We start from the raw sequence: 13,868 nt of genomic DNA on the forward strand, positions 1-13,868 counted from the left end.
CAGCGCGACGGGTGCGGGAAGTCGAGTTAAAATCTTTGCTTGTACACTTCAGACCGGAGTTCAAAGGATAAAGCCAGGCGCCGAGCTATATCCGCTGTACGCTGGTAGCCACTCGGGCTGACACGGTATGTCACTGTCGTTACAGTGCTCGATCAAGTTTCCAGGCTGCTAGAATGTGTCCGCATTTGCGGCTAGCCCGATCATCGACCTTCTACTATAGCGCGCCACGGTGTTTGTTCGGCGAGGGTTCGTTGAGCACAGTTCCGATCTATCCGTTCTTCAGTTGTGCCTGCGTAGAACGGCGGTATTTGCTCGCCGGAGAAGGTTGCGACAGGTTGCGAATGTTCAGATTCAAGAAGAATGGGGCTTTAGAAGCCTTCTGCGCATTTGCTCGTGACGAGCACCAGGCTCAACGGATTTATCAGCAGTTCAGCCTGACCAAGGATGAATTCCTGCGCTACCTTGGCTTGGGGATCATCAAGGCATCGGGTTTTGCTCAACTCGCGGACGGACACGCACGAGCCAGATACGAGATCCAGCTCGGCAACAAAGTCATGTGGATCGAGGTCGTCGAAAACAGAATCTTCTCGCATGATATGCAGCTAGTGCGAGGGAAAAACCTGCACGCGAAGGTCTCCGGTGACTGAACTGAATCTAACACATTCGCTGGCAGCAACGGGAGTACCGGGCAAAGCGTTGTCGGGGCTGGAACTGCGCCTACTGGAACTGATGGTGTCGGGACATCCGGATCGACGTGCGACCGTTATCCATCGTGGGGAGAAATTCCGTTGCTCGCCACTGTCGTGGCAATGACAGGATCGTTGGCGGACGACCATGCAAAAGCCGGCGCGATATCATCTCTCGTGGCGGTGGGTGCATGCGACACGACCCGTCAGCCGATAGGCCTGTTACAGAGGATGAAGATGAAGAAATCAGCGACATTCTTCTACGTCACACCACGAGGGCACGACCTGTTGATTAAGCTGCAATCGGACAGCAAAAGATAGGTGAAGTCGGTTGAGGTCATAAAGAGCAAGCGACGAGCCACTCAAAGCTTGCAGGCCTAGATCAGCTTCATTGATAATTGGTACGCTTCACTGCCTCGCGTGGCCGCGGGAGCCTGAGACGACTTCCGTATTAACGAGTACCTTCCTCTCTGATACCGTCCGCAAACATTGTTTTGTTGGGAGGCTAGGATGATCGTTGCAAGCGGCAGGTTGGAAACTGAAATAAGTCGCCTCAGCAGCGAAGAGAGGCGACTACTTTTCCGTGGGCTGAAACAAGAGGTCACTCGTGTCTTTTGCCAGCTTGACAAACCAACTAGGGCACGCTGGGGAGCCTCTGTGCGCAAATTGGTGGAAGTACTGGGGCATTTTGAAGCCGATCCTACTGACGCACTCGCTTGTACCATGGAGCAGGCGGCGGAGCTCGCATGCGAATTCATTGCGCAGATCAATTCCAGAAACCACGCTGGGGTGTCTGCGACATTGCACTAGGCGAGACCTGAGCCGGAGGTGCGCGATTTCATTATTCGAAGGCACGATGCTTCGCTTCAGCGAAACTGCGCGGAGACTCAAGACATAGCAAGAGCGTTACACTTGCTCGAGACAAGTGCTCCCAACGCAATACACCTTCATTTACTCTCGGTACAGGCAACAAAAAAGGCCGGGGGAGTTCGCGCCGACCTTCCTCGTTGTCGCCGTTTCACCGGTGCCATTACATCCGTGGTCACGAGCGTCGAGTGACAAAGCAACTAATTCGAAACTCGAAGTTTGGTTCCGCGCCATTGTTTCAGCCGCGAATTGCGCCGAGCCCATGTCGCTTGCTGACGTCAACCTGACCTTTGCCTTCAAGCGCTGACGTGAATTGAAAAATGACACTGTTCCACGGCTATACGTGATCCGTTCGCCTCACGTTCGCAAGACTGTGGAAATAGTAAGATTCACTGATCTAAGCCGAGAACAAAAAGAGGCCCGAAACGAGCGGGCCTAATTGAGGTTTGGGGAAAAACCAAAGGCCGCGTGCAGGCCCAATCCGAATGGCAAGATTAGGCCTGCACTACGACATCTGGAGAGGGATCAGGTAGTTCAAGCGTGATCCCACCTGTCGAACAGAGTACGCATCTATTAGTTCCACCTAATCGACGCAGGAGCCAATTACCTGCATTGAAGTTGATTCCCGCGCTACATGGGAGATGATGATGCGTGGCGACTGGAATGAACCTATCGAAGTCGAGCTGGGACAGATCGGCTACTACCGTTTGATCGGGAATACCGAGCAGGCTGCAGAGACTCTTGTGCATCGTTGGCCGGTTGATCGCGGTAGAGCCTACAATGAAGCGCTGCGCGTGTGCCTACAGGTGCTGGACAACAATGGCGACCCATCAGAGGCGCGCGAAGCATTTCTCGATGCAGCAAGGGAAGCCGACGTCGGTACGCGCCGCTACATACCGTATGCGGTCAAGCGTCCCGGCAAGGAAGTCTCTTTCGGAAAAAGGCGGTCATAGTAATCGCCAGTCACACCTCGCCTTGCCAGTGATATGGTCCCTTGGGCAACTCGTACTTCATACGACCCGCCGTCTCCCAACAGTCATTTGGCTCAGTAATGATCATCCAATCTTTGCCACCGTGGATATGAGCACGCGAATTCTGCGCCTCGATTGCTAAACGAACGTCATAACGCGCATTGTCCTGGGTATCCGCCCCTTCGCGACGCGAATTATTCGGAACGGCGCTGAAATCCCGGCGCCATACTCGATTGCAGCTTAAACAGCAGCGTTCAGCGCTTTGAACGTTTGCAACTCTCGGCCATTCGGACCCGCAGGAAAGGGAAGCTCGTGAACTCCGTAATCCCCGTAGGTTTCGGTCTCGAGTGGGAGTTTGCTGTCTTCGTTCAAGATGGCCTGCTCGATAAGCCCATCACTGGGCCAAGAGCGGCTCTCAAATTTCTTCATGAAAATTTTCGCCATCAGACCGGAGCCCCTTTCCGCGCTGCGATTGCTGACTGCAACAGTGCGCTCAGATATCGCTGCGATGCCGAGATTGCCAGATTTTCATTTATCGCGGCCTACGCGGATTACAGAGTGAAGCTCGATCGCCGCTAATGCTTAGGCTGAGGCTCCAGGAAAAGAGGTTGCTCCTGGCTCTGCGTCAGTCCATCCCTTGAACGATTATCGTTCGCTGATGCTTGGCAGATGAAGCGCGACATCTCGTCGACCTCTTTCATCGAGAGTTTCGACGTTTGCTTGCCAGAAAGCCTCTGCTTCGGAAGGATCATTCTCCCACGACCGCGTGGTGACGATATTGTCGTCCACCTTCGCCCGGCGTCGTCCACCGAGATTGAGGTAACGCATCGCGGTCGCATACGAGGATGTTTCACCCTGATCCTCGCTGAGCTGGCTTTCCGGCCTCGGGTGCGATTGACCCAATATTTGCAGCAGGGCTGCATATTCGGGCTTGCCCACATTGCGATTGAGAAAATCCGCCACAGGGATGCGGGTTACCTGTCCGCCTGAAGGTGCGTTCGCTTCGTGCACCACCACCGTTTCACCCGAGACTTGATGCTTTTCAAGCGACCACCGGTCGCCATTTGAACTGACGGAGAAATCCTGTTTATCGATCATCGATGTGGTTCCTTACGGTTGCTGATCGACAGACAAAAGCGCGTACGCTCTGCTTGATAGGAAAGGTCTGATACTCATAGCCCCGGCACCCAAACGATCCACGCGTGGCGGTGTTCCAAGTGCGTTCCCGCACTCAAGCTCGATCGCAAGCCGTTTTTTGTTCCGGTAGGATGGCCGCACCTGGATGCATAGATTACTTACTACCTGGAGGGTTGGCGATCAGGCACGATCGTAGGTGAAAGATGTCAGCAGCGTCGTAACAAAGTTGCTCGCCCGCTCTTTGACCAAAACCTCAGTCCACTCGTCCGTGCCACGAAGCCGCAAGTCCGTCCGAATGCTATCGACCGCGGCTTCTTCGATCCGTTTGATATGCGTTTTGAAAGCTTCTTCGCTGCTTCCGTGGTACATATCGCGTATCACCATCCGCAGGATTTCCTGGATCGCAATCTGCCAAGCCGTATTGATCGCCTGCAGTTCGTTTTTGTCTGGTGACATGGCATGCTCCTAATGCGGCCCTCACCGGAGCGGTCGCTTCGTCAAGCCGGGACGTGCCCCGGTTTAATCTGCTGGCGATTAGGCCTGCCGAGCCTTGCGGTTCGCATAGCGGCGATCGCGCGCGGCCTTCCGGGCAGCATCATCCTCAACGACACGTCTGATCCTTGCGCTCTCAGCGATTGCGCGCTCCTCCGTTTCCGCTAACGCAGCAGCTTCGATAGCTGCCTGCTTTTCGGCCGCATCGGCGTCGCGTCGATTACGCTCCTCAACTTTGAGACGGTCTCGTTCTACACGCCGTAAGTCGCGCGCTTGAACAAGTGCGGTGCGCTCGGCATGTTTTGCATCCCTTATGGGATCGTTAGCGGTCTTGGCTACCTGGTAAGCGGCAAGGAGCGCCGCGCCGATGGCGCGGTTAGCGCACCTTGGCGCGTTTGGCGACGAGTGCGGCGGTTGCCGGCATCCGTTCAGCCTGCTCTTTCGCAAGCCTTGCTTCTCTGAGCCGTGATGTCTTCGCCTCGCGTGCGTGTTCTTCCGACTTCAACTCTTCCAACGCGTTGTTCTTGGGAAAGAATTGGGATTGAACGTTGCCGAAGTCGAGTTCGGCCTGCTGGCGAGATTTGCTGTATGTTTCCGTCATGGATTCCTCCATCGTCGGTCGTTCGACCAAATTAAAAAGGCCAGGCAAGCCGCCTGGCCTCAGACTGATAAATGCTTCCGGCGATGCCAGTACATCCGTGGTCAAAGGGAAGCAGATATCATCAAGCGGACTGCAGATTGCAGGCCGACATCTTGCCCGACTTCATGTCGCGCTCAAGTTCGAAGCCGATCTTCTGACCTTCAACGAGCTCGCGCATTCCGGCGCGCTCGACAGCCGAAATGTGAACGAAGGCGTCAGCGCCGCCGTTGTCGGGCTGGATAAAACCAAAACCCTTGGTGGAATTGAACCATTTTACTGTGCCAGTGGTCATGATGAACCCTTTCAAAGCATGGATTGAGGGACCGCGAGGCAGATGCTACGCGGGTATGAACCGACTATTTTTGAAAGAGAAGTTCGCTTAAAACGCGGTGCCAATCACGCCGTAGACAAGCTCGGCAAGCAAAAGATCGATTTAAGCTATATAGGCTGCAAACGGACCGGCGTCAACGTTTAGTTTTTTTGACGAGCGCGATCGCCACTTTAGGTTGTCACAAACTCAAGCATATGTGGTCCGAGGCGTTTACAGGAAAGATGAAGGTGGCCGACCAATGTCCTTTGCGTGCCACAAGGTTTCAGACGGAATAGCCGGACGTCGACCTCCTCCCACGCGCGTCTCGCCTTCCTCCGTTAACCAGACGCCGGGCCGCTACATCAGCAATTGGTGAGCAGTGCAGAGCTACCTTACTCGATCATTGCCGCGTGTATCGACCGAATGACGAGCTCGAAGTCGTACGGCTTGGCAACAAAAGGAACGCCGGGCGGCAGCTCACCTGCGCCCGGGATAAACCTGCCTGATGTGACAATGATTTTGATGGGTGGCCAACGATCGCGAACGAATGCTGCAAGTTTTAGTCCGTCCATCGTACCCGGCATATCGATATCGGTGAAGATCATCCGGATATCAGCATGGCGTTCGATGATGGCGATTGCGGCTGCAGCACTATCGGCCTCGAAGACCTGAAAGCCAGCTACTTCCATTTCGTCGACGATTGCAAGCCGGATTAGGGCCTCATCCTCGACGACGAGAACGGTGATGGGTTCGGAATGCACGGGCTGTCTCGTTTCGGTTGGAGAGAGGTGGCCCTGCTTCAAGCCCTCAAACATTTTGCCTGATAACGTACCAAATAGATCGTTGCGTGTTTCGTTCCAGTAGTGCCACGAAAACTCCGAAGCTTTTTTCCTCGTGATCGTCGTTTTCAGTCAAGTGCGAATAGGAATGTGCCTGTAGCCGTCATCCCGGGGAAGGAAACTTGGTTCTTCTACCTCTTGTGCTCGGTGATCGAGGTCCGAGATCGACACAATTGCCCCGGTGGGCTCTTGCGCAATCCAGGTCTTGGTGTGTCCGCGGTCCCCTGGATTGCGTTGAGAAACATCTCTTTGCCGATTGTCTCGGCGCCGTTTGGCGAACCGCACATATTTCGGCCGATCGGGCTCGTGCAAAGGCGGTCCGGCGCACGCAGTGCGATTATTGATCGGCTACATCATCATCTGAGCAGGATCAGCGATCCGTACGGTATAGCGCTTTGAGCGAGCCTAATAAGTCAGGCCCATATGGGCCCGCTAATCGTTGATGGTTACAAAGCTCTTGATGGATTCGGAACCAACGACCGCAATTCCCCCAAATGAGCTGATTATGCGGACTAGTTCGATTGTTCGCACTAGGATGTATCTCAGCGATGCTCCGAGATTGCCGCCCGAAAAGCGGCAATCTCTATTGATCACGGGTACGCCGTCGAGCCGTCGGGCTTGCGGGTTACTTTTCGTTCCCAGTGAATGTAATCATCCTTCTGAAGGACCGTCTCGTCGATCTCGATGCCCCAGCCGGGCCGATCCGGCCGCAGTTCCATATGGCCGCCGACGGGCATATAAGGATCGAGCGCCCAAGGTGCGTGCACATGCGGCTTGAATTCCAGCACCTGGAAATTCGGCTGCGCCGCGCAGAAATGCACGTTGACGGCTGTTGCCAGAGGCCCCATCGGGTTGTGTGGAGCGACGGTCACGTAATGGGCCTCCGCAAGCGTCGCGATACGCCGCATTTCCGAAACGCCGCCGACAACGCAGATATCCGGCTGGATGATATCAGCCCCCTGATTGGTAAGGAGGTTGAGGAATTCGAAGCGGTTGTAGAGCGACTCGCCGGTGGCAAGCGGTACGTTTACCTTCGACTTCAACTCCTTCCATGCCGGGATATGCTCCGGCCGGATCGGCTCCTCATAGAAAAGCGGGTCGTTGGGCGCGATGGCGGCGGCAAGCTGGATCGCCTTGTATGGCTCGAAAATCTTGGCATGCGCATCGAATGCGAACTCAAAATGCGATGGCGTGATCTCGCGGATGCGTCCGAACCAATCCCCCGTCTCCTTCACCAGTTCGCCCCAGCGACCGAAATGAAGATCGCGGCGATAGGGGCTGAGCTTGAAGGCCGTGTAACCGTAATCCTCGTTGAGCTTTTGCGTCTGTTCGAGCACCTGTTCGGGATCCGGCGCGGTATAGACACCGCAATAGATCCGTACCCGATCTCGCACACTGCCGCCCAGTAGCATATAGACGGGCAGCCCCGCAGCCTTGCCGGCGATATCCCACAATGCGTGATCGATCGCTGAAATCGCGGCAAGACCGAGGGCCCCGGGAGGAAACCGGCATTGCTGGTTAAGTTTCAGAACGAGGAATTCGACACGGCGCGGATCCTCGCCCTCGATTTGATGAAAGAGATAGTCGAGAAGCGGCGGAAGCGCCCAGTCCGGGCCGTGATCATAGCACTCGCCCCAGCCGGAAATTCCTTCGCTCGTCTCGATTTTCAACAGCAGGCGCGGGCGATCGTCCACGCGCTGCATGTAGGTCTTGATACCGGTAATATGCACGTCTTGTCTCCGATCAGGCGGCCAGCGCTTCGTCTTTAACGCGTTCGACGATCGCGCGGAGCGTCGTGCGTTCTTCGTCATTCAGCGCCACGACACCGGGTACACGCACTGGCCCGACATCATTGCCGAGCATGCCGAGTGCTTCCTTAACGACGGTGACGTTGGCACCGTTATTGTATTTCGTGCGCAATGCCTCAAACCCGGCGATCGGATCGATCAGAGCGCGCGCGGCCGGATAATTTCCGTTCTCGAGCGCTTTGTGGATGGCGTGCGAACGGTCGGGGAAAACATTGACGAGGCCGGACGTGAAGCCTCTCGCTCCCATGGCGTAGAAAGCTGGCGCCCAGCCTTCGGCAAGGCCGCAGACCCAGATGGCGGGCGCGTCGGCGGTCGCCCGGATGACTTCGGCAAGGAGCATGAGATTGGAAGAAGCAAACTTGATGCCCGCGATGTTCGGATGCAGCGCCAGCCTGCGGAAATCCGCAACGGAAAAACTGTCGTTGCGCACATAGGCAATTACGGGAACGGTCGAGAAATCGGCAAGTTCAAGGAAATAACCGGCCTGATAGGACGGCCCTGCAAACGGATCCATCGGATGGTGGCCCATGATCGCGTCAGCGCCGGCGGCAATGGCGTCCCTGGCCAGCGCCTTGGCCTCCGTCAGCGACCGACCGACAGCAGCGCTAACGAGCGCGTTGCCGGCCGCAGCCTCGATGGTGACCGCGTGCACTTCGCGGACTTCATCCATGGTCAACGTAAAGAACTCGCCCGTATTTCCGGCGGCCATCAGGTTATGCACCTTGGCGCGGGCAAGCCCCTTGATGAGCGTTTCCAGTTTCCCGGTATCGACCGAGCCATCGCCCTTGTAGGGTGTAACCGGCACGCCAGAGATCCCGGTCAGTGCCTTCCTCACGGTCTGAAGTTTATCAATCACGTCAGATTTCTCCCTCTTTCCTGAAAATAATGCTGAGATACGTGTCGCCGGACCGGACAACGTGATCACGCATGGTGCGCTCCGCCCCATCCGCATCTCCTGCGGCGATCGCATCCGCAATGGCGACATGTTCGTCGAGCGCCTTTTGTCGTTCGGTCGGATCCAGATGGATGACCCGCCGGATACTCGCGTCATAAAATTGCTGGCGCTCGATCAGCTTGGCGAGATAACCGCACTTCGAGCTCCGATGGATGTGATCGTGGAACCTCTCGTTGAGAGTGATCAAGCTATCCGCGTCCCCCGATATGGTTGCTTCTTTCATTTGGTTGGCGATCAACTGAAGCTCCGCCCTGCCCTTCTCGTCGACGCGTTTTGCTGCAAGATGGGCGATCATCGACTCCAGTGCGGCACGCGCAAGGATCATCTCCTCCGCCCATGAACTGCTGAACCTGATGACGACACCGCGCCGCGGGAGAGCCTCTACCAGACCTTCCGTTTCAAGCTGGCGCAGAGCCTCCTTAATTGGAGTCGTACTTACCCCGAACTGCTCCGCGAGATTTCGTTCATTGATTTTCTGACCCGAAGCAAAACGCCCGGAAATGATTGCGCTGCGCATAGCGCGATGCACGTGATCGCGCACCGTCATCTGGAAGCTGGCGTCGATCTTTTCGAACTCGGCATCGCCTGAGGGAGGGAGGGTAGCTGTCGCCATCTTGTCGAAAATCCGTTGACGAGGATCAATTATTATGAAATCTGGTATATCAGATTTGAAATCCATGTCGAGAAAGAATTTCCGGTATGGCGAGGTTGAGGAGCCTTGGGAGGCTGATATGAAGACGCTCAAACGCGCATTGATGGCATGCGCTGTCACGCTCGCGGCACTGGATCCCGCCGCGGCCGCGACCCCGAAAGACCAGTTGGTTATCGCCATCATGATGACGACTATGCGCGGTCTCGACCCGCATGAGATCAACCAGCTGGAAGCCGCAGAGGTTGTCGCGAACCTCTATGATCGCCTGATCTCGCTGCCGCCGGACGACATCACGAAGCCGCTGCCTTCTTTGGCTGAGAGCTGGGCGATTTCCGACGATGGAAAGACGTTCACGTTCAAGATCCGGCAGGGCGTCACCTTCCATTCGGGCAATCCTGTTACGGCACGGGATGTGGAATGGTCGCTGCATCGGCTGGTCAAGCTCGGCCTGGCGCCATCTACCGATCTGCGCCAATGGGGGTTTTCGGCCAAGAATGTCGACCAGCTTATCCGGGCAACGGATGATCAGACGCTCGTTCTCGTGACGCCCGAGGTGTGGAATCCCAACCTCATCCTTTATTCGCTGGCCAGCTATTCCACGTCTATTGTCGACAGCAAATTCCTTGCCAGCAAGGAGAAGGATGGCGACTGGGCGCGGAACTATCTTCAGACGGCAGATGCCGGATCGGGGCCTTATTCGCTCGTCACCTGGCGGTCCAACCAGTTGCTGATCGCCGACGCGTTCACGGATTACTGGAAGGGCGAGCCCGCCATGAAGCGTGTCTACATGGGACACGTGCCGGAATCCTCGGCCCAACGCCTGCAGATCGACGCCGGAGACGTGGACGTGGCAACGCGCCTGTCATCCACGGATCTTTCCGGCCTCGAAAGAGATGGGAAGGTGACAGTCCAGAAGGTGCCGGGTTTCGGTTTCTACTATCTGGCCCTGAACCAGAAAGACGAGATCCTATCGAACCCCAAGGTGCGCGAAGCCTTCCGCTACCTGATCGATTATGACGGCCTCGCCGGTTCGGTGATGAAATATTACGGGATCAAGCAGCAGACCATCATTCCGGGCGGACTGCCGGGCGCTTCCGCCGACATGCCTTACAAGCTGGATATCGACAAGGCGAAGCAGCTGCTTGCGGAGGCGGGTTATCCGGAAGGTTTCTCCAAGGTCTATTTCGCGCAGCCCGGCACGCCGGAATCCGAGGTCGGAATTTCTCTTCAAAACACCGCCGCCAAGGCAGGCATCAAGCTCGACCTTCAGATCGGCGACCAGATCGGCAAGTTCCGGGCTCGCCAGTTCGAACTGTTCTCCTCGCGAACGGGCGAACGCCTGCCCGATCCCCACGCCGTCCTGCAATCCTACGCCACGAATGCCAATAATGCAGACAACGCCAAGCTGGCGGGTCTCGTCGCGTGGCGCTCGGCCTGGGATGTGCCCAAGGACATCCAGAGCATGGTCACCGCAGCGGCGCACGAGACCGATCAGGAAAAGCGCGATGAGCTTTATGCGCGGATCAACGAAGCCTATCTGCGGTCTTCGCCGGCACTCGTCACATCATTTCAACGCACCGACCCGAAAGCGGTCCGCAACGAGGTGAAAGGTTATGTCGGGCACCCGACCTGGCTCACCCGCTGGGACACCGTGACCAAGGGCGAGTGACGACAAAAACTTCAAGGACAGTGGCATGAGCATTACCCAAACCTCCGATGCCCCGCCGAGCAGGAAATCGCCGTTTCCTAAAGCTGCGGCAAAGATCGCAACATCCTTTGTCGTGATCCTGACAACGCTGCTTGGGCTGATGATGATCACCTTTACGGTGGGCCGCATGGTTCCGGCCGATCCCGTGATTGCCGTCATCGGCGATCAGGCCGACCAAGCGACTTACGATCGCGTTTACAAGGAGATGGGCCTCGACCGGCCGATCTATGTACAGTTCGGCAATTATCTGAGTGACGTGGTACATCTGGATTTCGGCCAGTCGATCATAACCAAACAAGCCGTTTCGAAAGACCTTGCCCGCGTCTTCCCGGCAACCATCGAGCTGGCCACACTCGCGACGATCATCGGCGCTGGCCTCGGCATCCCGCTCGGTGTCGTTGCGGCAGTGCGCAAAGGAACGTGGGTTGACCATCTCGCCCGCGTGGTTGGTCTTTTAGGTTATTCGACTCCGATCTTCTGGCTCGGCACCGTCGTTATCCTTGTCTTCTACGCCTACCTGGGAGCAATCCCGCCAGGTGGTCGCGTCTATCTTTATGACGAAGGCATCGTGCAAGCGCGTACCAATTTCATCCTGATCGATTCCGCATTGGGCGGTCACTGGAACGTCTTCTGGAGCGCGGTTCACCACATCATCGCACCGGCCGTCATCCTCGGTTACGCGTCGATGGCCTATCTCAGCCGTATGACGCGCAGCTTCATGCTGGAGCAGCTTCGTCATGAGTACATTCTGACGGCGCGTGCCAAAGGCCTAGGGCAGAGACCGATCATCTGGCGCCATGCGTTTCGCAATATCCGCGTCCAGCTTCTGACAGTGATCGCGCTTGCCTATTGCGGCTTACTCGATGGCACTGTTCTGATCGAAACAGTTTTTGCCTGGCCCGGCCTCGGCTCCTACCTCACATCGGCTCTCTTCTTCGCCGACATGAACGCCGTGCTCGGAAGCGTTCTTTTGATCGGCATCATCTCGATCGCCATCAACCTGCTCTCCGACATCGTTTATCGCTTCATCGATCCGAGGACCCGCTAATGGCCAAGTCCGGTACTTTTTCAAACCTGCACGACTGGCTGATCAGCGAGGACTTCACGTCGTCTCGACAGGCACGTCTGCACAGCGTCTATCTTGGCTGGCGCAGCCTGATCGCAAATCCGCTTGCTTTCGCTGGGTTCGCCATTGTCCTACTGTTGATCATCGTCGCCGCATTGGCGCCGGTCATCGCGGTTCATGATCCGTTTGCGCAGGACTTCCTAAAGGCGCTACAGGCACCGTCAGCCGCTCACTGGTTCGGCACCGACGAATTCGGACGCGACGTCTTTTCACGGCTCGTCTATGGCGCGCGAACCACGCTCTACATCACCATTCTGGTGACGATCATCGTCGCCCCCATCGGCTTTGTGATCGGGGCAACGGCCGGTTACCTCGGCGGCTGGGTGGATGTCGTGCTGATGCGCATTACCGACATCTTCCTCTCCTTCCCGAGCCTTGTTCTGGCGCTGGCGTTTTCGGCAGCTCTCGGCCCCGGCATCGAAAACGCCGTCATCGCCATCGCGCTTACCGTCTGGCCGCCGATTGCGCGTCTAGCGCGAGCCGAAACGCTGACATTCCGCCATGCCGATTTCGTCATCGCCGCCGAACTTCAGGGCGCCGGTACGGGACGCATCCTGCTGCGCCATATCGTGCCGCTCTGCGCGCCTTCCATCATCGTGCGACTGACCCTCAACATGTCAAGCATCATCCTGACGGCCGCCGGCCTTGGCTTCCTTGGGCTTGGCGCACAGCCGCCAATGGCTGAATGGGGCGCAATGGCTGCTTCCGGCCGTCAATACCTTCTCGACGCATGGTGGCTGACAACGGTTCCAGGCATTGCAATCCTGACCGTCAGCCTGGCCTTTAACCTGCTCGGCGACGGGCTGCGCGACATCATGGACCCCCGCAATGGCTAATACATCCGATACCATTCTGACGGTCGAAAACATGTCCGTCGAGTTTCCGACCCTCACCGGCGTTACCACCGCCGTGCATGACGTATCCTTCACCGTTGGCCGCGAAAAAGTGGGCATTATCGGTGAATCCGGTTCAGGCAAGAGCACGACGGGCCGCGCCATCATGCGCCTTCAGCCGCCGCAGGCCATCGTCAAAGCCAACCGCATGCAGTTCGAGGATGTCGACCTGATGACGGCAAGCGAAGAGGAGATGCGCTCCATTCGCGGACGGCGCATCGCCATGATCCTGCAGGATCCGAAATATTCGCTGAACCCGGTGATGACCGTTGGCGAGCAGATTTCCGAAACGGTGATCCTGCACGAACGCGCTACACGGCAGGAAGCGCGCAACCGCACGCTTGCCATGCTGGAACGTGTCAACATTCGCGATCCGGAGCGTGTGTTCGATCTTTATCCGCATGAAGTTTCTGGCGGCATGGGCCAGCGCATCATGATCTCGATGATGCTGATCGCCCAGCCATCGCTGATCATCGCCGACGAGCCGACCTCCGCGCTCGACGTGACGGTGCGCCAGCAGGTTCTGACGATCCTCGACGACCTCGTGGTGGAGCGCAATATCGGCCTGATTTTCATCAGCCACGATCTCAATCTGGTGCGCAGTTTCTGCGACCGCGTTATCATCATGTATGCCGGTCGTGTCGTCGAAACGATCACCGCAGCCGATCTCGATCAGGCGCAACATCCTTATACCCGCGGTCTTTTGAACGCCCTTCCAAGCCTCGATCGTCCCAAGGACAGGCTGGAAGTTCTGCGTCGCGACCCGGCATGGCTGGAGAACTGA

Annotated in this window: 17 protein-coding genes; 7 read left to right on the forward strand and 10 right to left on the reverse strand. The window is 56.9% G+C overall.

Annotated elements, in window-relative coordinates:
- The first annotated feature begins 341 nt into the window (after positions 1-341).
- On the forward strand, positions 342-647 hold the full coding sequence (locus JNB91_RS28760; RefSeq protein ID WP_220328866.1) for a hypothetical protein: 306 nt from the start codon (positions 342-344) through the stop codon (positions 645-647).
- Positions 648-2,200: 1,553 nt separating this feature from the next.
- Positions 2,201-2,506, forward strand: coding sequence for a DUF982 domain-containing protein (locus JNB91_RS28765; RefSeq protein WP_220328867.1), 306 nt, complete (start codon positions 2,201-2,203; stop codon positions 2,504-2,506).
- Between the two features lie 258 nt (positions 2,507-2,764).
- Here the strand turns inward: JNB91_RS28765 and JNB91_RS31030 are convergent, their stop codons facing one another.
- The gene (locus JNB91_RS31030) at positions 2,765-2,953 is read right to left on the reverse strand and encodes a hypothetical protein (protein WP_223218462.1); all 189 of its coding nucleotides are present in this window, start codon (positions 2,951-2,953) and stop codon (positions 2,765-2,767) included.
- Between JNB91_RS31030 and JNB91_RS31815 the strand changes: the two genes are divergently transcribed.
- The gene (locus tag JNB91_RS31815) at positions 2,918-3,103 is read left to right on the forward strand and encodes a DUF982 domain-containing protein (protein WP_430736376.1); all 186 of its coding nucleotides are present in this window, start codon (positions 2,918-2,920) and stop codon (positions 3,101-3,103) included. The genes JNB91_RS31030 and JNB91_RS31815 overlap by 36 nt on opposite strands.
- Positions 3,104-3,169: 66 nt before the next feature.
- Here JNB91_RS31815 and JNB91_RS31035 read toward each other — a convergent pair whose 3' ends face one another.
- The 9 genes from JNB91_RS31035 to JNB91_RS28815 all read right to left on the reverse strand — a co-directional run bounded on the left by JNB91_RS31035 (position 3,170) and on the right by JNB91_RS28815 (position 9,384).
- Positions 3,170-3,622, reverse strand: a complete 453-nt coding sequence (locus JNB91_RS31035) for a hypothetical protein (protein WP_223218453.1) — start codon at positions 3,620-3,622, stop codon at positions 3,170-3,172.
- A gap of 219 nt (positions 3,623-3,841) precedes the next feature.
- A complete protein-coding gene (locus tag JNB91_RS28780; RefSeq protein WP_220328868.1) occupies positions 3,842-4,117 on the reverse strand; it encodes a hypothetical protein in 276 nt (91 codons plus the stop codon).
- Between the two features lie 78 nt (positions 4,118-4,195).
- Positions 4,196-4,522, reverse strand: coding sequence for a DUF6481 family protein (locus JNB91_RS28785; RefSeq protein ID WP_220328904.1), 327 nt, complete (start codon positions 4,520-4,522; stop codon positions 4,196-4,198).
- 7 nt (positions 4,523-4,529) lie between these two features.
- Positions 4,530-4,754, reverse strand: a complete 225-nt coding sequence (locus JNB91_RS28790; protein WP_220328869.1) for a hypothetical protein — start codon at positions 4,752-4,754, stop codon at positions 4,530-4,532.
- 121 nt (positions 4,755-4,875) lie between these two features.
- The gene (locus tag JNB91_RS28795; RefSeq protein ID WP_018902430.1) at positions 4,876-5,085 is read right to left on the reverse strand and encodes a cold-shock protein; all 210 of its coding nucleotides are present in this window, start codon (positions 5,083-5,085) and stop codon (positions 4,876-4,878) included.
- Positions 5,086-5,495: 410 nt separating this feature from the next.
- Positions 5,496-5,864 (reverse strand): response regulator, encoded by a 369-nt coding sequence (locus JNB91_RS28800; protein ID WP_430736375.1) that lies wholly within the window; start codon positions 5,862-5,864, stop codon positions 5,496-5,498.
- A gap of 668 nt (positions 5,865-6,532) precedes the next feature.
- Complete coding sequence (locus JNB91_RS28805) at positions 6,533-7,672, reverse strand: mandelate racemase/muconate lactonizing enzyme family protein (RefSeq protein ID WP_220328871.1); 1,140 nt, start codon at positions 7,670-7,672, stop codon at positions 6,533-6,535.
- A gap of 13 nt (positions 7,673-7,685) precedes the next feature.
- Complete coding sequence (locus tag JNB91_RS28810; RefSeq protein WP_346269421.1) at positions 7,686-8,606, reverse strand: dihydrodipicolinate synthase family protein; 921 nt, start codon at positions 8,604-8,606, stop codon at positions 7,686-7,688.
- A 1-nt stretch (position 8,607) separates the two neighbouring features.
- Positions 8,608-9,384, reverse strand: coding sequence for a GntR family transcriptional regulator (locus tag JNB91_RS28815; RefSeq protein ID WP_346269422.1), 777 nt, complete (start codon positions 9,382-9,384; stop codon positions 8,608-8,610).
- Positions 9,385-9,436: 52 nt separating this feature from the next.
- On the opposite strand from JNB91_RS28815, the gene JNB91_RS28820 reads away from it, so the two are divergent.
- Genes JNB91_RS28820 through JNB91_RS28835 form a run of 4 tightly spaced genes read left to right on the forward strand, consistent with a single transcriptional unit; the run spans position 9,437 to position 13,868 of the window.
- Positions 9,437-11,026: an ABC transporter substrate-binding protein gene (locus JNB91_RS28820; RefSeq protein ID WP_220328873.1), complete on the forward strand. Its 1,590-nt coding sequence runs from the start codon at positions 9,437-9,439 to the stop codon at positions 11,024-11,026.
- Between the two features lie 25 nt (positions 11,027-11,051).
- Positions 11,052-12,113 carry an ABC transporter permease gene (locus tag JNB91_RS28825; protein WP_220328874.1) on the forward strand — a complete coding sequence of 354 codons (1,062 nt, stop codon included), beginning with the start codon at positions 11,052-11,054 and terminating at the stop codon, positions 12,111-12,113.
- Positions 12,113-13,027 carry an ABC transporter permease gene (locus tag JNB91_RS28830; RefSeq protein WP_220328875.1) on the forward strand — a complete coding sequence of 305 codons (915 nt, stop codon included), beginning with the start codon at positions 12,113-12,115 and terminating at the stop codon, positions 13,025-13,027. Before JNB91_RS28825 ends, JNB91_RS28830 begins: the two co-directional genes overlap by 1 nt.
- Positions 13,020-13,868, forward strand: coding sequence for an ABC transporter ATP-binding protein (locus tag JNB91_RS28835; protein WP_220328876.1), 849 nt, complete (start codon positions 13,020-13,022; stop codon positions 13,866-13,868). The genes JNB91_RS28830 and JNB91_RS28835 overlap by 8 nt, the downstream gene beginning before the upstream one ends.

Origin of the sequence: Aliirhizobium wenxiniae, from assembly GCF_019511445.1 — a bacterium.
Classification (GTDB): Bacteria; Pseudomonadota; Alphaproteobacteria; order Rhizobiales; family Rhizobiaceae; genus Neorhizobium; species Neorhizobium wenxiniae_A.